Origin of the sequence: Anabaena sp. UHCC 0187, assembly GCF_009712035.1 — a bacterium.
GTDB lineage: Bacteria > Cyanobacteriota > Cyanobacteriia > Cyanobacteriales > Nostocaceae > Dolichospermum.
The window spans coordinates 70,690-90,587 of the sequence record NZ_VILB01000002.1; the positions used below are offsets into that span (position 1 = coordinate 70,690).

General features: G+C 37.1%; 17 protein-coding genes. 8 read left to right on the plus strand and 9 right to left on the minus strand.

Features of this window, described 5'->3' with window-relative positions:
• Window positions 1-41: 41 nt before the first annotated feature.
• Complete coding sequence (locus FJR11_RS01635) at window positions 42-605, plus strand: hypothetical protein (protein ID WP_168501984.1); 564 nt, start codon at window positions 42-44, stop codon at window positions 603-605.
• 63 nt (window positions 606-668) lie between these two features.
• Window positions 669-1,412: an ATP-binding cassette domain-containing protein gene (locus tag FJR11_RS01640; protein ID WP_168501985.1), complete on the plus strand. Its 744-nt coding sequence runs from the start codon at window positions 669-671 to the stop codon at window positions 1,410-1,412.
• 28 nt (window positions 1,413-1,440) lie between these two features.
• Here the strand turns inward: FJR11_RS01640 and FJR11_RS01645 are convergent, their stop codons facing one another.
• Window positions 1,441-2,211 (minus strand): response regulator transcription factor, encoded by a 771-nt coding sequence (locus FJR11_RS01645; protein ID WP_168501986.1) that lies wholly within the window; start codon window positions 2,209-2,211, stop codon window positions 1,441-1,443.
• A gap of 870 nt (window positions 2,212-3,081) precedes the next feature.
• Between FJR11_RS01645 and FJR11_RS01650 the strand changes: the two genes are divergently transcribed.
• From FJR11_RS01650 to FJR11_RS01660, 3 genes are all read left to right on the plus strand, one after another.
• Window positions 3,082-3,336, plus strand: a complete 255-nt coding sequence (locus tag FJR11_RS01650; RefSeq protein WP_168501987.1) for a DUF6761 family protein — start codon at window positions 3,082-3,084, stop codon at window positions 3,334-3,336.
• Window positions 3,337-3,697: 361 nt separating this feature from the next.
• Window positions 3,698-4,900 carry a LeuA family protein gene (locus tag FJR11_RS01655; RefSeq protein ID WP_168501988.1) on the plus strand — a complete coding sequence of 401 codons (1,203 nt, stop codon included), beginning with the start codon at window positions 3,698-3,700 and terminating at the stop codon, window positions 4,898-4,900.
• A gap of 259 nt (window positions 4,901-5,159) precedes the next feature.
• The gene (locus FJR11_RS01660) at window positions 5,160-6,638 is read left to right on the plus strand and encodes an MFS transporter (protein WP_168501989.1); all 1,479 of its coding nucleotides are present in this window, start codon (window positions 5,160-5,162) and stop codon (window positions 6,636-6,638) included.
• On the opposite strand, the gene FJR11_RS01665 is transcribed toward FJR11_RS01660, so the two are convergent.
• The 5 genes from FJR11_RS01665 to FJR11_RS01685 form a co-directional block, all read right to left on the minus strand.
• Window positions 6,629-7,474 (minus strand): hypothetical protein, encoded by an 846-nt coding sequence (locus FJR11_RS01665; RefSeq protein ID WP_174762885.1) that lies wholly within the window; start codon window positions 7,472-7,474, stop codon window positions 6,629-6,631. The two genes, FJR11_RS01660 and FJR11_RS01665, sit on opposite strands and share 10 nt — an antisense overlap.
• Window positions 7,452-11,756, minus strand: coding sequence for an AAA domain-containing protein (locus FJR11_RS01670; RefSeq protein WP_168501990.1), 4,305 nt, complete (start codon window positions 11,754-11,756; stop codon window positions 7,452-7,454). The genes FJR11_RS01665 and FJR11_RS01670 overlap by 23 nt, the downstream gene beginning before the upstream one ends.
• Before the next feature lie 359 nt (window positions 11,757-12,115).
• Entirely contained in the window at window positions 12,116-12,439 is a 324-nt protein-coding gene (grxD, locus tag FJR11_RS01675) for a Grx4 family monothiol glutaredoxin (protein WP_168501991.1), read from the minus strand.
• Between the two features lie 87 nt (window positions 12,440-12,526).
• Entirely contained in the window at window positions 12,527-12,778 is a 252-nt protein-coding gene (locus FJR11_RS01680; RefSeq protein WP_015083324.1) for a BolA family protein, read from the minus strand.
• Between the two features lie 78 nt (window positions 12,779-12,856).
• Window positions 12,857-13,432 (minus strand): hypothetical protein, encoded by a 576-nt coding sequence (locus FJR11_RS01685; protein WP_168501992.1) that lies wholly within the window; start codon window positions 13,430-13,432, stop codon window positions 12,857-12,859.
• A gap of 218 nt (window positions 13,433-13,650) precedes the next feature.
• On the opposite strand from FJR11_RS01685, the gene FJR11_RS01690 reads away from it, so the two are divergent.
• Window positions 13,651-15,759, plus strand: coding sequence for a S8 family serine peptidase (locus FJR11_RS01690; protein WP_168501993.1), 2,109 nt, complete (start codon window positions 13,651-13,653; stop codon window positions 15,757-15,759).
• A gap of 125 nt (window positions 15,760-15,884) precedes the next feature.
• Here FJR11_RS01690 and FJR11_RS01695 read toward each other — a convergent pair whose 3' ends face one another.
• From FJR11_RS01695 to grxC, 3 genes are all read right to left on the minus strand, one after another.
• The gene (locus FJR11_RS01695) at window positions 15,885-16,676 is read right to left on the minus strand and encodes a 1-acyl-sn-glycerol-3-phosphate acyltransferase (RefSeq protein WP_168501994.1); all 792 of its coding nucleotides are present in this window, start codon (window positions 16,674-16,676) and stop codon (window positions 15,885-15,887) included.
• A 112-nt stretch (window positions 16,677-16,788) separates the two neighbouring features.
• Window positions 16,789-17,232 (minus strand): tRNA adenosine(34) deaminase TadA, encoded by a 444-nt coding sequence (tadA, locus tag FJR11_RS01700; protein ID WP_254444658.1) that lies wholly within the window; start codon window positions 17,230-17,232, stop codon window positions 16,789-16,791.
• Window positions 17,233-17,361: 129 nt separating this feature from the next.
• Complete coding sequence (grxC, locus tag FJR11_RS01705; protein ID WP_168501996.1) at window positions 17,362-17,682, minus strand: glutaredoxin 3; 321 nt, start codon at window positions 17,680-17,682, stop codon at window positions 17,362-17,364.
• Between the two features lie 149 nt (window positions 17,683-17,831).
• Between grxC and FJR11_RS01710 the strand changes: the two genes are divergently transcribed.
• A complete protein-coding gene (locus FJR11_RS01710; protein ID WP_168501997.1) occupies window positions 17,832-18,905 on the plus strand; it encodes an amino acid ABC transporter substrate-binding protein in 1,074 nt (357 codons plus the stop codon).
• A gap of 22 nt (window positions 18,906-18,927) precedes the next feature.
• Window positions 18,928-19,854, plus strand: a complete 927-nt coding sequence (locus FJR11_RS01715; protein WP_168501998.1) for an amino acid ABC transporter permease — start codon at window positions 18,928-18,930, stop codon at window positions 19,852-19,854.
• Window positions 19,855-19,898: the final 44 nt, after the last annotated feature.

The following is a 19,898-nucleotide window of genomic DNA, read 5'->3' on the forward strand; positions in this document are numbered from 1 at the left end:
TTTCCAGTTACTATAAAGGTAATGTCAATCATGATAGAGCCGTGACAGCAAACTCAGCTAATCAATTAACTTCTGTTTTCCGTTTGTCTCCCCTAATTCGGATCACACTGTTAAGTTTATATTTAGCATTAACAGTTCCTTTACCTTTTTTAGCGCAGGCAACAGCCGCACCTACTCCCCCTTCTTTGCTATGGGTGGGAATTGGTTGCGGTTTTGTGTTGTTATATGCGGTGTTGACTGAAAGAGTTATCTTAGACGAGGAAGGGATAAAAGTGACTTATCCAATTTGGGTTCCTCGGTTTCTTCGTCCTGGTTGGAGTCTATCTTGGTCAGAAGTAAAAGAACTAAAACCGCGTACTACGGGTCAAGGTGGGTTAGTATATTATTTCCTAAGTCAAGATGGTAAAGCTTATTTATTACCCATGCGGGTGTCTGGATTTGCCAAGTTTGTAAATATCGTCCAAGCAAAAACTGGCATTGATACCACAGATGTTCGTTCTCTAGCACAGCCTTGGATGTATCTAATTTTATTAGGTTGTACTTTCTTATTGCTATTGGTAGATGCTTGGACTATTCAAACTGCATTGGTAATTGGTAATTGGTAATGGGAATAATTCTTTCCCCCTGCTCCCTGCTCCCTGCTCCCCTGCTCCCCTGCTCTCTTCCCTATGCTGCGGCTAGAATCTATTAATCTTTATAGACGTTTACAGCATCAACACCAATACCCGATTTTACAGGATATTACCTTTGAAGTATCACCGGGCGATCGCTTGGTAATTGTTGGTGAATCTGGTGCTGGTAAAACTTCCTTATTACGCCTCATCAACCGTTTAAGTGAACCCACTAGCGGCAAAATTTATCTCAAAAATCAGGAATATCGCCAAATTCCCGTTATCCAACTGCGTCAACGGGTAATGCTTGTACAACAAGAATCTAAGCTGTTGGGGATGACAGTTGGGGAAGCCTTGGCCTATCCTTTAATTCTACGCGGTCTACCTAAGCAAACCATTCAGGAAAAAGTCAGTTATTGGCAAGAACAACTGCAAATTCCTGAACAATGGTTAGGACGAACCGAGGTGCAACTTGCTGCTGGACAAAGACAGTTAATTGCGATCGCTCGCGCCCTAGTTACCGAACCCCAGATTTTACTCTTAGATGAGCCTACTTCAGCCTTAGACACTGCCACATCTACTCACTTAATCAATACCCTAACCCAACCAAATCAACCCCATTCCTCGGCGATTTTGATGGTAAATCGCCAAATTGATTTAGCTCAAGAGTTTTGTACCCATCTCTTACACCTTCAGCAAGGTCAATTAGTGGTCAATCAACCTACTTCTGAGATAGATTGGGGCAACTTAGCAACCAGCCTGACTCAAGCAGAAACTCAAGCATTAGCAGAATGGAGTTAACTCATTGCCTCTTGCCTTGTTCCCTCTTTTAAGAGCTTTGAGTAGTTAGTACAGGAAGTTGATTAGTAAATCTCTCTCTTGGTAGTTTGGTTTGTGTTTGGGGAATATTGGTGTTCAAAATTTCCATATTAAACCGGTATCCCACATTGCGGATAGTTTGGATTAAGCTGGGTTGACGTGGATCAAGTTCCACTTTTTTCCGCAGTGATAAAACATGAGTATCAATGGTGCGGGGGTTATCAATAGCGTCAGGCCAAGCACGACGCAATAATTCCGATCTACTTAAAGGCACTCCTCCAGCTTGTGCCAAAACATATAATAAACTGAATTCCTGGGGTGTTAAGTCAATAAACTCCCCTTGGAAACGAACCCGGCGCTGGACTAAATCAATTTGCAAACTACCATAATCTAAATAAGCTGGTGCATTAGGTGTCCGGTTACGACGAATAATCGCCTCAACCCTAGCCAAAAATTCTTGCATTCCAAAAGGTTTGCTTAAATAGTCATCTGCTCCCGCTTTTAAACCTGTCACAATATCAGCTTCATTGGTGCGAGCGGATAACATGAGAATTAAAGGCTGTTGTTGACGATGCAACCAGCGGCAAAACTCCACACCATCACCATCTGATAAATCCGCATCTAGAATGACTAGAGTGGGTTGATGGCTCAGAAATACTTCTTTTGCTTGATAAATACTGGCAGCTTGATGAACTCGGTATTCTAGTTGTTGCAAGTGCCAACCCAACAACGACCTCAGATGGGGATTCCCCTCAACAATTTCTATACAAACCGAACCCACAGTTGCAAGACCCCTTAGCGTTGATGAATCTCAAATTAACAATCTCATGCTCAAGGTTTTGTAGTTTTTGTTACTTCAATAAACATATTCTTTACATTTACCCCAAGAAAACCTTGCAAAAAATTTATTTTCTACCCTGTTTACAACAAAGCTAGTAGCTTTATTAAATTTTTATTACGTTTATATTATATTAGCTCAACTGGCTATTTATCTAGTTTGCCATGGTGAGAGGTAAATAAAATTACTTTACTACCACTTGTAGCGATATGCACTAGAATAAGCTACAAAATTTACAAAAAAAGCCATACAGGATTCTTCCTTCTTCTTCTTTCCTCCTGACTCGGTGACTCCTATAACCTATCATTAAAGTTTATTTTTAGTGATCTGTCCTACTCCTTAAGAGATATGGTAAACTTGTAGAACAATCATTTAGCAAAGCGAGTAGCATAAAAATCACACCCGATTACAACCAAAGGTGGAGACGACTTGTTATTTATCCCCGAAACAGCTAATAGGTTCTAAAGCTTGATTATACAAATTGACCCGCTAAGGACTAGATTTGTATTCCCAAGAAAATACGCACAAAAATTGGATAAAAATCAATCAGCCTTTGTGGTTTTCAATATATGGCTAATGCCAAGCTCCGCTATCAGATAAAACTTTTGACTAAAAAATCGTAAAAATACCTTACCAATTCACCATATTTTCAGTTTTTTTGGCGTAGGATCTAATTAAGTTTTTAGCTGCTGGGGGGTCTCACCCAAGGTAAAAATATTAACTTATGAGTTAATACATAAGGGGGAAGTGATACTTCATTGAACGTGAATCATTATCTACAATTCTCATTGCAAAGAGATTAATACAGCAGTTATGCTCCAAGACACACAAACCATCCGCTACTACCAAAGACTTACCGACGCCTTCGTCGAATTATGGAATCGCGGTTATCGTATGGATGATATGCGGATGTATTTGGACGGATACCTTGCCGCACTTAGACAGAGTAACATCATCGAACCATATTGGATTCATCGTTTAGAAGAGGAAGCCAGCCGCTACTTGCATGATGTATCTAACTTCGCAATGGTTCAACCGGAACCCGAAAAACAGCATGGTTACTACTAAAGGTACTGTCTAATTTTGTTGACTGTCTACCATTACCGCTGATGATCATAGCACAATTTTTGCATTGGTCAACGGGGCTTAGTGGTATGAAATTGGGAAAATATTACATTTGATCAGATCAAACCCCTCAGCCGTATACAACTGAGGGGAATTTTACTGGCATATTATAATCAGCGCGTATGATTGAGATTAATTACAATTAATTTTGTAGTAACGCAAAACAATCAAAAAAATTTATAAATTTTGAATTATTAATTCTTGTCTGTGTATAAAATATATGAAATTACTAAAAATATGAGCTATAGCTTATAAATATTTGCTAGAAAAATTGATATTAAATAAACTGAGACTTAGGGTAAATATGGTGCAAATTCTTGACTCTACTTTAAGAGAAGGAGAACAAACTCCTGGAGTTTATTTTTCTCCAGATCAAAAAATGGTAATTGCCCAGTTTTTAGATCAGATAGGAGTTGATATTATTGAAGTTGGTAATCCCGCAGTAGATAGTGAAATTGCCCTAGCTATCAAGCGGATTTCTCAAGCTGGGCTTAATGCTAAAATAGGCGCTCATTCCCTTTGTAAAATAGATAATGTGCGAAAAGCCTTAGATTGTGGTGTTGATTTTTTAGGGATATTTTTTAGTGTTTCTAAAAAGCGGTTACAACAAGATTATAATATTCATTTAGATGTAGCCATTGAAAAGATTATTGAAGTAGTTACTTTTGCCAAAGAACAGCAGCATGACTTATTAATTAGATATACACCAGAAGATACAGTGCGATCGCCGATAGAAAATGTTGTTGCCGCAGCCAGTGCCGCAGTTAAAGCTGGAGTGAATATCATTAGTATAGCAGATACTACTGGCTACAGCACACCCTTTCATCCGCAGCGCAGTATGTATTTTTATGTAAAAACCCTGAAAGAAGAACTAGGAAATCGTGGTTTGTATCCACAAATAGAAGTGCATTGTCATAATGATAAAGGGTTAGCTTTAGTTAATGCTTTAGATGCTTATAGAGCAGGTGCAGACATTATTGATGTAACAACAATGGGATTAGGAGAAAGGGCAGGTATTGTTGATTTAGCCGAGCTATTGATCAATTTAATAGATATGGGTGAAGCAGAAAAAAATTGGCAACTTAACTATATAGACGATTTATATAATTTTGTTAGTCAGCATTCTCATATTTCTATTCCTCCCCATACACCTATTACTGGTAAAAATGCCTTTACTCACTATGCTGGAGTTCATGTTAAAGCCGTAGCCAAAAATCAGCAGCTTTATCAAAGTTTAGATCCGCATATTCTGGGCAAAAAAAGTAGCTTGGCATTAGGGATGCAATCAGGATATACTGCTGTTGAACTAGCTCTAAAGCAGATTGGTAGAGGAGAATTGGCTGAAAATAAAGACTTAGTAAATAAAATCCTCCAAAAAATTAAAGTAATTGCCAAAAGAGGAACTCCCATTGATATAGAAAAAGAATTGCCAGAAATTATAGTCCGTTTTAGTGTAGCTAATCATCCTCATTCTCTTGGGAACGAAATTTGTACTTTTTCTGTTTGAGTGAGGGAATTAGGATATGAAAATATAAAATCTGCTTTATTGCTAAATTCCATTATTTCTTGAAGTATTTCGACTTATTTATAAAGGAACAAAATAAGCAATAATTTTCTTTAATAAATCCTTTGGGATAGATACAAAAAATTGTAGGTAAATAAACTACAAAATTCTAATCAAAAATTAAGTATCAAGGAGCTTTTACTCCTTCTTTCTTCTTTCTTCTTTCTTCTTCTTACTGACTCCTGACTCCTGCTATATAATAATGTTAAAAACTCAAGAACCACAATTAAATTATCCCAAGCAAGAAATAAAAACATCTGAAAAATGGTGGACTATATTGGGCGTGAGTATTGGTATATTTATTTTTTCCTTAGATGTTTATATAGTTAATCTAGCTTTACCAATTATGCTGGAATCGCTGCATACTACCTTTGGGAATAGTCAATGGGTGGTATTGAGCTACTTACTAGCAATATCTATTTTTGTTTTGAGTGCGGCTAAATTAGGCGATATGTGGAGCAAAAAAAAGTTGTACATTATCGGCATGATAGTGTTTACAATTAGCTCCTTACTATGTGGACTTTCCCCAAATATAGGCTTTTTAATAGCTTTTCGTGCCATTCAAGGAATAGGGGCTGCATTTATATCAGGAATAGGAACAGCAATGATTGTAGAGGTTTTCCCAGTAGAAGAACGAGGGCTTGGTTTAGGTATTCGGGCTGGAGTTTTTGGCTTGGGAATGATGTTAGGACCGACAATAGGGGGGATACTAATTAGTATCGGAGACTGGCCTTTAATTTTCTTTATTAATGTGCCAATTGGGATTCTAGGAATTTTAATTATGGCTTATTTTGTGCCACCTTCTATTATCAGTGTTGAAAAACAGAAGTTTGATGTTATAGGAACTATAGTTCTCACCGTCATGTTAACCTGCTTTATCTTGGGAATAACATTATTAGAAGAACAGAATTATGATTTAAATATTATCCTGTCTTTGCTATTTTTATCTATGATTGCTTTGGGGTTTTTCGTGTTCGTAGAAATGCGGACTTTAAACCCTATTTTAAACTTGAGAATGTTTAAATCTTTAGATTTAAGCTTAGGTTTAGGATTGCGGTTTATAGGCAACCTCGTGATTGCAGGAGCAATATTTATTCTCCCTTTCTTTTTTAAATTAGTCAAACAATATCCCACTGATAAAGCTGGTTTTTTATTAGCAATTCCACCAATTATTATTGTCTTAACAGCACCTATGGCTGGGATGCTTTCTGATAAATTTGGCCCACGAATTATTACTTTAATAGGATTAATATTAATGGCTGTTGGTTGCTTATTAATTAGTACCTTTAACACCGAATTAACTATCATTAACTATATGATTGCTATTATCCCCTATGGGTTAGGAATAGGGATGTTTCAATCTCCTAATAATAGCGCCATTATGGGAGCAGCACCACAAGATAGTTTAGGGGTTGCTTCAGGTTTATTATCTTTATCACGAATATTAGGACAAACTATAGGTGTGCCATTAGTGGGGGCTTTATTTTCATTTGTGACTCTTAATAATACCCAATTAACAACAAATATTGATGTCACCAATGCACCAATCAAATCATTAGTTTTAGGTACACAAATTACCTTTGAATTTATTGCTATTCTCTTACTTGTTTCTACAGTATTAGCTATTTGTTTATGGTGGTTAGAGGAAAAACAAGTATCAACTTCAAAAGCTTATTTCTGATTAAGAATTTCCTCCCGCTGTAAATTGATAGTTTCCTGAGATAATTGACATAATTCTGCTAGGGATATTTTTTCTGCATTGTATAATTCTTCAATTTTCTTGGTAGCAGCTTCTAAAATTTCCTTACCACTTCTAATTTGGATGTTTAATTTATCTTGATTATGATCAAAAATCACAAACAGAGATATATTTCTCTCAATAATTTGTGTAGTCCCTTTCACTTTAAAATCAGTCACAAATTTTCCTTCTGCGGGAACATGAAGAGGTAAATTACAAGACTGAATAATTTCCTGGATATCTGCAAGTTGTAAACTAGAAATTGGCGGATTTTTTTGTTCAATATTGACAAAATCTGTTAAATCTGGCTGGTTAATCACAATATCTTCCAATGATTCATATTGAAATGTAATTTTTCCAGCTAAATTATCAGTAATCGCATAAATTGACACAGAGTATGGACGCTTAGGTACAGAACCCTGGGCATAGAATAAACTCCCCTCCTCTGTGACAGTAATTTGAGATGTATCCGCTAGGGTTTGCAAAGATTGTAGATTAGCAATGGTACTTTTAATAAATACAGAATCAAGCCCTAAGATAGATGCTAAATCATTAGCTGTAGGTGGAGGATTAAACTCCATACCAGCACGAATAATAAATTCTTCTAAGACATTAAATTTGCGAGGTTCTTTAATAGTTAATTCTAAAGAATTTTGAGTCACAGTATAGCCAAATTGACGCGCAGCTAAAACTGATAAACCAGAACTTTCAGCTTCAATTTTCTCAACTAGATATTTCAGATTTTCATCAATTGGTTTAACTACAGAAGTAGGAAACATCAATAAAACCTCCATGATGATTAACAGTGTTAGCAACTTCAGAATACATATTACCTACTGTACCGGGTTTAGTTGTAAATAAATCATGACAACCGACAATTACCAATAATTCTTGAGCGCGGGAAAAAGCCACATTCACCCGTTCTGGTTTATTAGCAAATCCCACATCTCCTTGCTGATTATTCCGCACCATACTGACAATTACCACAGGTCTTTCCATACCTTGAAATCTATCCACTGTACCCGTTCTAATTTGTAAAGAAGGGAAAAGTTCAGATTGCAAACGTTCATCAATTTTTCTTAATTGAGCGCCATAAAATGTAATAACAGCTATTTCTTTTTTCGGTTCTCCATTGGCAACTTTATGCACCCAAACTTGCTCAAATTGTTGACAGATACTTTCAATCACATCAATTTCTTTAGTATTAAAAAATGAAGTTCCATTGCGTTCTTCTTGAAATTCATTTTCTCTGGGCATTTTTACCCAACATAGATGATTGTAAGGTTGAATAATTTCCCCTGCTAAATTATGAGCGCGTTTTGTATCAGGTTCTAAAATCCCACATTCCAATTTACCATGATAAAATTGATTAATTGCGCCCATAATCATCGGGTGCATTCGATATTGAGTATTCAGCATTTTTTTAATGCTTTTATCAGCGGTTTCAAACTGACTTTTAAATAATGATTCTTCTAAAAATTGTAATTCTTCCCTAGTATTCCCCATTGTTTTCGCAACTTCTTCCACAGTGCTAGTATCAAGCATAGGTGGTAATTGCCGATGATCTCCTACCATGACTAATTTTTTACCTTTCAAAGCCGGAATTAGCAGTTCTGGGGGGGTGCATTTACTAACTTCATCAATAATCACAACATCAAAAGATTGAAATTCTTCCGAGAAATTATAATTTGCAGCTTGAACACAAGTAATACCGACAACGTTAGCATTATCTAAATAAATTCCCCTTAAATCTTTGCTATCTTGTTCTGAAGGTTGACGGAGTTTTGCTACCCAATCTTGAACGAAATTCTGATATTTGTGCAGATAATTTTCTTCACTTTTTAGCTGTCGTTTCCATGACTTGAATTTATTTTGAATATTGCATAAAGATCCTAAATTTAATAAATCATCATTAGATAATTCTGGTTTTAATTTATCTGGGATTGTTTGCCAAATTGAGTGCCACCAATTCCGTTCGCTAATTAAACTATCTGCCAACTGTAATTGTAATTGCTGTTCTAAATCAGATATTTTTATGTGTAATTCTGCAAGTTCTTGTTGATAAATATCAGCTTCTGCTTGCAAATTTGTGAACTCTTGATTGAAAGAGTCTTTAATTGTTTCTAAAACAGTAAAAGGTGCTAGTGATGAAATTAGAGGTTCTATTTCATGAATACGATTTTCCCAAAACTTAACTTGTTGGGAAAATTCCTGGGGTTGTTCCCACATATTTGCTTGTCTAGTCAGATATTTTTCTACTAAAATCTGTAATGGTAGCGGGATATTTTGCTGTTTATGAAGTGCTTGTAAGTTATTGATAACTTCTGCAAGTTTTAAATTAGCAGCTTCTTTACTTTTCTTTAACTGAGATTTAGCTTCAGATATTTGTTCTGAAGAAATTTCATTTTCTGGAAGTTCTTGAAATTGCTGTTGCAAAATTTCTAATTGTTGTTCAGCTTCAGTTTTAACTCTTAAAACACATTGACGAGCATGAACTAAGATAATATCTAGTAATTCTTGGGTAATGCGGGTAAGAGTAGCTTCAATATTATTCCATTCAAAGGACTTACCATAGATTTTTTCCAATCTAATTAAAAAGACTTGAGTATTTTCAACTAGCAATTTTCGCTGTTTAGGGTGGAGGAGTTGATAATTTTGGAGTTTTTGATAGGTTGTTTGCCATTGAATTTGATCGGGTTTTGATAATACTATAGGAATTTGACTAAAACTTTGTTGTAGAAAATAACTAAAATCATGTTTTTTGCCTTTTCTATCAGTAAAGTCACCTGCTATTTCATAAGAGATGGCTTTTGTTAATACTCCCCAATCTGGTAAACTGATTTGATAATTTTTAGGAACAATAGATAATTTTAATGTCTTAGCAAACATCAATAAACCTAATGGTAAATCTACCATATTTTCTGTTAATGGTAAATTAGATTGTTGACATTCTTTTAAGACTTGATACAAGTTATTGGAAGCTGTAGATTTCCATTCAACGACGGCTTCAATAATATAATCAATTTCCCGTTTGCGATTTTCCCAAATTTGGATTGTTGGCTGTAAATCGTTGTGGTTATGACAATTTTGATGATCTGTTTCTAATTTCTCCAAAGATACAGAATGCTGTTGGAAAATATAAACTAATTTTGCTACTTCTGCAATAGCTAAACCGACATCATTAGCATCCTTGAATCCCGGTTTAAATTCAGAAATATGAGTTGTGATATTTTCCTGTAACCAAACAGCTAACCCAAATGCACCAAACCCCGGACGAGTAAAACCAAGTTCCTCAATACATTTGATAGCTTGACGCACATTTTCTCGAAAATTCGCTACTTCTTGGTTATTTTCTGTATAAGGTTTAATTTGTGATAAAAAACCTTTAATTTCTGAAGATTCCCAATCTATATTTGTGGCATTTTTCAGAATATTTTCTAATCCAGTAATTAAGGATTCAATTTCATTTTTATTGACTAAAGTTTGATGATACTCAATTTTTTGCTTTTGATGAGATACTTCTAAATTTTCTTTTTCGGCTTTGAGTTCATTCTGTTGCTGATTTACTGCTTCTTCTGCAATAAAATAGTCTGTAAATCGTGTTGATAATGGTAATAATTCATTGATAATTCTGATATTTTCGTGACGTTGACTGAGATTATTTTCACAATCAGTAGCGGTATTTTGTAGCCATGTACCAATTACTTGATCTTCTAAAAATGGCTGTCCTTCCTCTCCTACTTTCTCGGCTCGTCCCTTTCTAATAGCGCGAATAACGGGATTGTGAACTAAGCGACTGAGGGCGTTATCAACTGCTAAATTGGCTTGTGAGGTAATTAATGTCCGTCCTCCGCGCAAAGCTACTTGATAGCAAATTTCGGCAATTACGGTAGTTTTTCCTGTACCTGGTGGCCCTTGAATCAGCACTAAATCCTCTGCGGAAAGTACCTTTTCAACTGCGGCTTTTTGTCCAGCATTAGCAGAAGATAATAATAAATCTTTTGAGTTTAGTTTAATCCTTTTTATAATCGGTCTGGCTTGGGAAGCGTCAAATAGAAAATTACCCAAATAGGGATTTTGAGTGCGTCCTTGTTTTAATTGTTCTAAGGCTTTTTCTTTCCGTTCGATTTGTTTGATGTCTCCAGCAGCATCAAAAAATAAGTACCCATTATTGGGAAGTTGATAATTACCTTTGGCTATATATTCGATGATTTCCCGTTCTAATCGAACATGAATGAAATTATGTTTTTGATCAATTTTTTCAATAGTTCCTAATTGACGACTGTTGCGACGATTTCTATCTGTGGGTACGGAATCTAAAAATTTAACTTCTTGATTTTTAGCTTTTTTTACCCGTTCCCAAAAGTTATCTACACCTAAAATATTTTCTTCAGAACCGTTAAGAGTAGCTGAATTAACTTTAACTTCTAAAGCGATTTGTCGAGAACTTGAGCCATTATTAGAAATTCGGAAGGATACACAAAATTGTCGAGATTTTGCAATGCGTTCTTCAACTTTTAAAAAAGCTTTCCAGGCTTTAAGTTGATCTTCTGTGGGGATATGATTTCCACAAATTGGCATATTTTTGATTTTTGCCAATAATGGTTTGGGAATATCCAGACGATGTTGATGATTGGGACTTAGCCGCAACCAATAGGGTAAAGAATAACCGTCAATATTTCCCCGTGATTCTTGTAGTAAATAAGCGGATAAAATTTTAAATCCCCCATATCCATCTTGACGAATAGCAGCTTTAAATCCTAAAGTTTTTCCTAGTTTTTTGAGTTTTTTTGGTAATTGAAAGTTTTCTTGATCTGTGGCTATTGTTAGTTCCCAAATTTCTTCTCCTGGTTCTTTTCCTGTTCCTTGACGACGAATATAAAATAAGCCGGGTTGTTTACCAACTAAATCAAATAATAATTCATTGGCGCGTTCTCGCCGTTCTCGAAAGTCAGGATATAATTGTAGAGATGATTGACCTTCAAAATGGCGAACTAAATTATCAACGGCTGAACCGATGAATGTATAACCGCAATCTTCTATCTTTGTTTTATTATTCATAGTTTTGGTAAAAATATCAGTAATAAATAATTTAATATTTAGGGTTTGCTGAAAAAGTCTTTTCGTGAGGGCTAGGAGTCAGGAGTCAGGAGTCAGGAGGAAGAATTAGAAGGAGGTAAGAATAGTCTTAAATTTAAGAAAGTGATAGGTAAATGAACGGTTTCAACGCTTATTCCTTGCACATTATTCACCTTTACCAAGCATGAAACTCTTATATATATCTAGGTTTTCAGTTTATATGGCTTACGCCACGCTACGCTATCAGCAAGCCCTATTTAAAAATAAATTTGAAATTGTCGCTAATAGATATCAGGTGTTGGGTTGCGTTCCTTAACCCAACCTACACCTAATAGCTGATATTAAGAAGCTAGTGCTACTTCTACCTTTTGTTGTAATTCACCTTTGTTGTACATTTCAATCAAAATATCAGAACCGCCCAGGAATTCACCACTAAGGTATACTTGGGGAATTGTTGGCCAGTTGGAATATTCTTTGATGCCTTGACGAATTTCTTGATCTGCAAGTACGTCCAGGGTTTCAAAGGGAACTCCCAAGGTATTAAGAATTTGGACAACGTTATTAGAGAAACCACATTGGGGCATTAATTTATTGCCCTTCATGAAAACCATAATTTTGTTTTCTTTTACCAAGTTATCAATTTTTTCTTTGGTTTCTGGGGTCATGATTAGTTATTTCCTTTGTTACTGAAAGTCAATATGTTGATACAAGTTTAGATTTTGTCTTGTCAATGCAAAATCCTCAATCTTAAATTAGTTTGTTGCTTGCCAAGCTTCGGGAGTGTAGGTTTTAAGAGCTAAAGCATGAATAGCTTCGCTGGATATAGCTTGTTGCAATGCGCCATAAACTAATTGGTGTTGTTGCACCATTCCTTTATCTGCAAACTGCGATGAAACTACTGTTACCTGATAGTGATCACCACCACCTGTCAAGTCTTGTACTTGCACTTGGGCATCCGGCATTTGTGCCTTGATCATTGTCTCTACCTGTTGCGGACTTATCATCGCAATTCCTGAAAAAACTTACTTCTCTATTATTAACAGATATGTAGCAGTTGCCTGTTGGTTGTGACCATTTGTCGATTATTTCTTACCTTGACGGGGAAATGGTACATCCACAAAACCTAGTTCAAATAATTGTTGATAAGCTTTTGTGCCTAATTCTCTGGTGGGATTTTGACTTTTAATAATTTGTACCAGCAGCGGTACGGCTAATTCTGGCTGGTTTTGCGCTCGATATACTAAGGCTAACTGATAGGTAGCTTCATCTCGTTTTTGGGCAGTTGCTAGAGCATTTTTGCGGTGAGAATCGGAAGCACGAATATCAATGCCCGCAAAACTAGAGTTTAGGTCTTGATAAAAGCCTGACAACTGATTATAAACCTGACGGGCTTCTTGGAGTTTTTTGGCGGCTAGGGGGTAGTTTTGACTAGCAACTGCTTGGGCTGAATCTTTCATCAAGCGATCGCCTCCCTCCATACTTAAGATATTATTACTTTGTCCCGTAGGGCTAAGGGTATTAATCTTTTCCGTATCAATGGGTTTTGCTTGGCTTGTAGGGTTAGATGAATTTGTACCCTGAGCATGGACGGGTGATAACATCATTAAAAATGATATTATTGATAAGGACGTGAAGCGAATTAAGGGAGCAGCACTCATAAGACCTCGCGGTAAGTGGGAAACTTCGTGTATATTAACTCTCTTTGTACCGGAGATAAAGTCAAGCCACTTGATAAGTTTCTATAATTTAGACTAAAGATTGTCTGAATCAAGTTCCCGTTTGCGGGAACAGGTAACAGGTGATAGATCACTAATTACCAATTATCAGTTTAAACTAGAAACTGCATAACTGCGGTTATTAAAATCATACTTAAATTATGAGTGATAATATTAATTCTGCGAATTTTCCTGAATCAGATGTAGCAAATAACAATCAAGCATTAACCTTACAACGTGGTGGTGAAGAGTTAATGCTAGAAAAAACATTGTATCGCTTTACTATCCGTCCTAATGATAATTTTCCTCGTGAAACATTATTTCAAGTACCTGGAAGTGTATGGCGGCGAAGTATACCTCAAGCAAAGCTAGAACTATACACTGTTTTTCCTAATCAGCTAGAAGCAGTCATGTCTCAACTCCGTGCTGATGAAAATGTGGACTTTGTTAGTCATGTTTATACACTGGAAAATAATCCTGGTACTTTTGTTTATCTCAGTGATCAAATTACAATTCAATTTGCCACTTGGGTAGATAATACTAAAATTAATACTATTGCCAGTACATTTAATTTAGTTCAAGATCAACCAGTGGTTGGCATCCCAAATACTTTCGTTTTTCTTGTTAGTAAACAAGCCACAGAAAACCCAATTAAAATTACCAATCAGTTACAAACACTGCCAGAAGTTTTAGCGGCTGAACCGAATATTCTCATTCAGCAAGAACCCCATTATAAACCCAAGGATTCCCTCTATTCCCAGCAATGGTATCTCAATCATAATAGTGGCAATCAATTGATAGCGGGTTCCCATATTTCTGTAGAACAAGCTTGGGATACTACTCGCGGTGTGCGTTCTGTAGTAGTAGCTATGGTGGATGATTCTTTTGATTTAAAACACCCAGATTTTCAAGGTCCTGGTAAAGTTGTTGCTCCTAGAGATTTAAAGGAAAATGATTTTTTACCCTTACCTGGAGAAAAAGAAACTAGTCATGGTACTGCTTGCGCGGGACTAGCTGTAGCTGAAGAAAATGGTTCAGGAATTGTTGGAGTTGCCCCTGGTTGTGCAATGATGCCCATTCGGACTACTGGTTTTTTAGATGATAAATCAATTGAAGATATCTTTAATTGGGCAATTGAAAAGGGCGCAAGTGTAATTTCTTGTAGTTGGGGAGCTTCTGCTGTTTATTTTCCCCTTTCTATTCGGCAAAAAGCCGCTATTAGTCGGGCTGCTACCACTGGACGTAATGGTAAAGGATCTGTGATTGTTTTTGCAGCCGGAAATGCTAATCGTCCGATAAATGGGACTGTTAATGAACAGAATTGGCCGAAAAATATTGTTAAAGGTAATACTAATTGGTTAAGCGGTTTTGCAGTCCATCCTGATGTCATTACTGTATCTGCATCTACTAGTTTAAATAAAAAGGCTGCTTACAGTAATTGGGGCGGTAATGTTTCTGTGTGCGCTCCTAGTAATAATGCTCCCCCAGGAATGTGGTTTCAAGAAACGGGTTTTGTGTATACACAACCAGCAATTGTTTCTTCCCTGTTTGGAGTAGGAATGTTTACTACAGACCAAATAGGGGCAGCAGGTTATGATGCTGGCAACTTTACTAAAAACTTTGGTGGTACTTCCAGTTCTACTCCCATAGTCGCAGGAGTAGCGGCTTTAGTATTATCAGCTAATCCTGATTTAACAGCCCAACAAGTGAAACGGATTCTGCAAGATACGGCTGATAAAATTGTTGATAATAACCCTGATCCTCAACTGGGAGTCCATGGGGGTACTTATGATAGCAATGGTCATAGTCAATGGTTTGGCTATGGCAAAGTCAATGCAGCTAAGGCAGTTAGACTAGCACAACAGATGGGTCTAGTTGCCAAAATTACTAATAAACAAACACAGGTAAAAAACACCCAACCAGTGAATATTCCCGATAATAATCAACAGGGAATTAAAAGTGCGATCACTATTAATGAAGCCTTTAATGTTGCCGATATTCAAGTTACAGTTAATATCACCCATGATTTTTTAGGAGATTTAGAAGTTTATTTAATTGCTCCCAATAATCAGCGGATATTATTGCAAAGTCGGACATTAGGTCGTCGTAACCAATTACAAAATACTTACACGGTGCGATCGCATCCCGCTCTCAAACAATTACTTTCTCTACCGGCAAAAGGACGCTGGCAATTACAAGTTATTGACTATGCTGCTCAAGATGTGGGCAAACTTAATAACTGGGAATTAGTAATTGGACACGGGAAGTAGTTGATATATATCAGGGAATAGGGAATAGGCAATTTCTTCCTCCTTCTTCTTCCTGACTCCTGACTCCTGACTCCTGACTCCTTCTTCCTGACTCCTGACTCCTGACTCCTGACTCCTGACTCCTACTAATTATGAATTTCTGCAAAAATGCGATGGCCAAATGCTGATTCTTGATGGCTTAATTGTTGTAATTGATGGGTTAAATCTGCTGTAAGCCTTTTGGCTTCTATCTTTAAATTTCCATGGATATAATCTGTAACTTTAATCGGTTCACCAATGTGAATATTTACATCTGTACCCCAATTAGGATAGGGTTCGCTGTACTGGATGCCTACAGGTATAACTTGAATTCCGAGTTCTGGATGACTAGATTCAGTGCTGACAGCTAAACGAGCGATTCCCGACTTAAGGGGGTGAAGTAAACCATCACGATGAATACCACCTTCAGGATAAATAACTAACATTTCACCCTGCTGCATTAACTCTACTGTATGCCGGAGAGTGGCGATCGCTGGACGTTGAATATTAACAGGAAAACCACCCATTCGCAGTACAAACCAACCTTGCAACCCCTGACATTCATTACTCGTTACCATGAATCGCATATCCCTACCTGTCACATGACGACCAGTAGCGTAGGGTAAAACTAAGGAATCCCAACGGGAACGATGGGTAGGAGCAAGAATTACCGGACCAGTTGTCGGAATATTTTCTCGTCCAGTAACTTTAATATTTCCAAAGAAGGATGGCAAAACTATGTAACGTCCTAGAAGATACGCTATAGGAATTAACCAAGGAGAAACCCGTGAACTACTCTGAGCCATCAACGGTGGCCGAGCGGACTCAATGTGAGGATTTACACGGGTAGTTATGGTTTGTGAATGACGGGTAGTAGAAGCAAAGTATGATTTGATCATAACGGTGGCCGATTTTTTGGCGAATAAAAGATGACGCAAACTTGATTATGTCCACCGTAGATTTTCTGGGGTAATTTTTGTTTTCCCATCTGGACAGTTTTACCTCTGTCTGTTATTTTTGCTGACGACGTTGGGTAGCAAACCAACTTTGTAATTGTTCTCGACAATCTGATTCTAGAATACCTCCTAGCACTTTTAGCCGGTGATTAGACGCAGGATGATCAGGGATGTTGATAACAGTACGAATCGCGCCAGTTTTGGTATCGTCCACTCCATAAATCAATTTTTCCAATCGGGCATGAACTATAGCACCAGCGCACATTGGACAGGGTTCTAGCGTGACATATAAGGTACACTGATGCAATCGCCAATTTTGTAAATTTTGACTAGCAGCGCGAATAGCCATAATTTCTGCGTGTGCAGTAGGATCTTGATCCCGTTGCTTCCGATTTTCACCTACAGCAACCAGGTGATCATCCCTGTCAACAATCACAGCCCCTACAGGAACTTCACCAGCATCACCCGCCACCCGTGCCAATTCCAGGGCGTGATTCATCCATTTTCTATGTTTTAAGTATTCTGGGGATTCCAGCATTGGGGGAGTCAAGAGTTAATGAACCACGTTCGCGAAGCGTCCCGTAGGGATAGGCACGAAGGACACGAAGGAAGAAGAAGAAGAAGAAAATTACCCATTACCTATTACCTGAAATAACAGCGGGTCAAGTTGGGCTTTTGTATCTAATTGATACAGGTCATCACAACCGCCAATATGTTGATTATTAATGAAAATTTGGGGGACGCTACGGCGACCGTCGGCGCGTTCAGCCATATTTGTTCTAGCTGTTTCGTCGCCGTCAATTTTGTATTCTGTGAAATTAACACCTTTCCACCATAGTAGGATTTTGGCGCGGATGCAGTAGGGGCAAGTTTGCCAAGTATAGATTTCTACATTGGCTTTGATCCGCTCAGGATGCCGACCCAGAAGGGAATTGAGAAATTTTAGCATATTATTCATTTATGAAAGCTTGAGTGGCGTTAGCCATACTCCTAAGATGATATATTTATCCTCAATATTAATAAATTTTTCGACTCCCTTGTAATTTTTTTAAGACTTTTGTGTAAAAAAACCGGATGAGGATTAAATTTTTGTTATCTATGAAATGTAGGAAATTATCTGTAATTTTATCTGGTATTGCGACGTTAGGGTTAATGTTTGCGCTGAGTGCTTGTAGTGATGAACCACAGAACACTAGCAGCAATTCCCAAGCACAAGTAACTCGCGTTCTCTGGAATCGCATTAAGAGCCGTGGACAGCTTGTTTGTGGCGTTAGCGGTGAACTACCAGGATTTAGTTTTGTAGGGACTGACGGCAAATATAGCGGCATTGATGTTGATATTTGTCGGGCTATAGCAGCAGCGGTATTTGATAATCCAGATGCTGTAGAATACCGCAATCTCAACACGAAAGAACGATTTACAGCTTTACAAACTGGAGAGGTAGATATTCTCAGTCGCAATACTAGCTGGACTTTTAGCCGCGCAACTTCCCAAGGATTAGATTTTGCACCTGTGGTATTTTACGATGGTCAAGCTGTCATGGTTCGCAAAAATAGCAATATTAAATCTATCAAAGACCTGAAAGATAAAGCTATTTGTGTGCAAACTGGAACTACTACCGAACAAAATTTAGCAGACCAAATGCGGAAACGGGGTATTACTTATAAACCCGTTGTTTTTGAAGATGTGAATGTTACCTTTGCTACTTATGCGGAAGGACGTTGTGATGCTGTGACAACAGACCGTTCTGGTTTGGTTTCCCGACGGACAACCCTACCGAAACCAGAAGATAACGTGATTTTAGATGATGTTCTTTCTTCTGAACCTTTAGCGCCAGCAGTTGCTAAGGGTGACACTAAATGGAGTGATATAGTGAAATGGACTATTTATGCTTTGGTGAAAGCGGAAGAATTAGGAATTAATTCTCAAAATTTAGCAGAATTTGCTAATAGTAAAGATCCCGATATTAAACGTTTTTTAGGAACAGAAGGAAACCTGGGAGAAGGAATTGGTTTAACAAATGATTTTGCGGCCAAAATAGTCAAGCACGTTGGTAATTATGGCGAAATTTATGATCGTAATTTGGGAACAAAAACAAAAATAAATCTCCCCCGTGGTCAAAATCAACTGGGGATAAAAGGGGGATTAATCTACGCTCCACCTTTTCGATAAAATGTAAATTGACTAATAAGCAATGACTAATTCTAAACCTCCTTTGTGGCGTGATAATCGGTTTTGGCAAAATGCTATCCAGTTAATTGTTGTATTTTTAGCAGTAGTTATAGTTATTATCTTGTACGGGAATGTCAGACGAAATTTACAGCAGTTAGGAATTCAATTTGGATTTAATTTTCTCAAGCAACAAGCATCTTTTGATATTGGTGAAACTCTAATTAACTACAAACCAACGGATGCTTATAATTATGCTTTATTAGTGGGATTAGTTAATTCTCTAAGAATAGCAGTAATGGGAATTTTTCTGACTACAATTGTGGGGATTACTGCGGGAATTGCCCGACTGTCGGATAATTGGTTAGTCAGAAATATTACTGTAGTTTATGTAGAAATTTTTCGGAATACACCATTATTATTGCAATTGTTGTTTTGGTATTTTGCGGTTTTCTTGAGTTTTCCCAAAGCCGAAAATAAAGTTTCCTTCTTGGGTTTTGCTAACTTTAGCCAAAATGGAATTGAACTTCCTTGGTTTACCTTGTCTCCAGAATTTTCTAGTTTATTATTAGGGTTGACTTTTTACACGGGTGCGTTTATCGCGGAAATTGTTCGAGGAGGAATTAAATCAGTTCCGCAAGGACAAGCAGAAGCAGCAAAATCTCTGGGGTTAAAGCCAGGTTTAGCAATGCGGTTAGTTATTTTTCCCCAAGCTTTGCGGGTGATTATTCCCCCGTTAACCAGTCAATATTTAAATTTAACAAAAAATTCCAGTTTAGCGATCGCTATCGGTTATCCTGATATTTATTTTGTGGCTTCTACGACTTTTAACCAAACTGGGAAAGCTGTAGAAGTAATGCTGTTAATTATGATTACCTATCTGACTTTGAGTTTAATGATTTCTTTTACTATGAATTTATTTAATCGTTCTGTGCAGATTAAGGAAAGATAATGTTGAACGCAGATAAACGCAAATAAACGCAGATGAATACATTT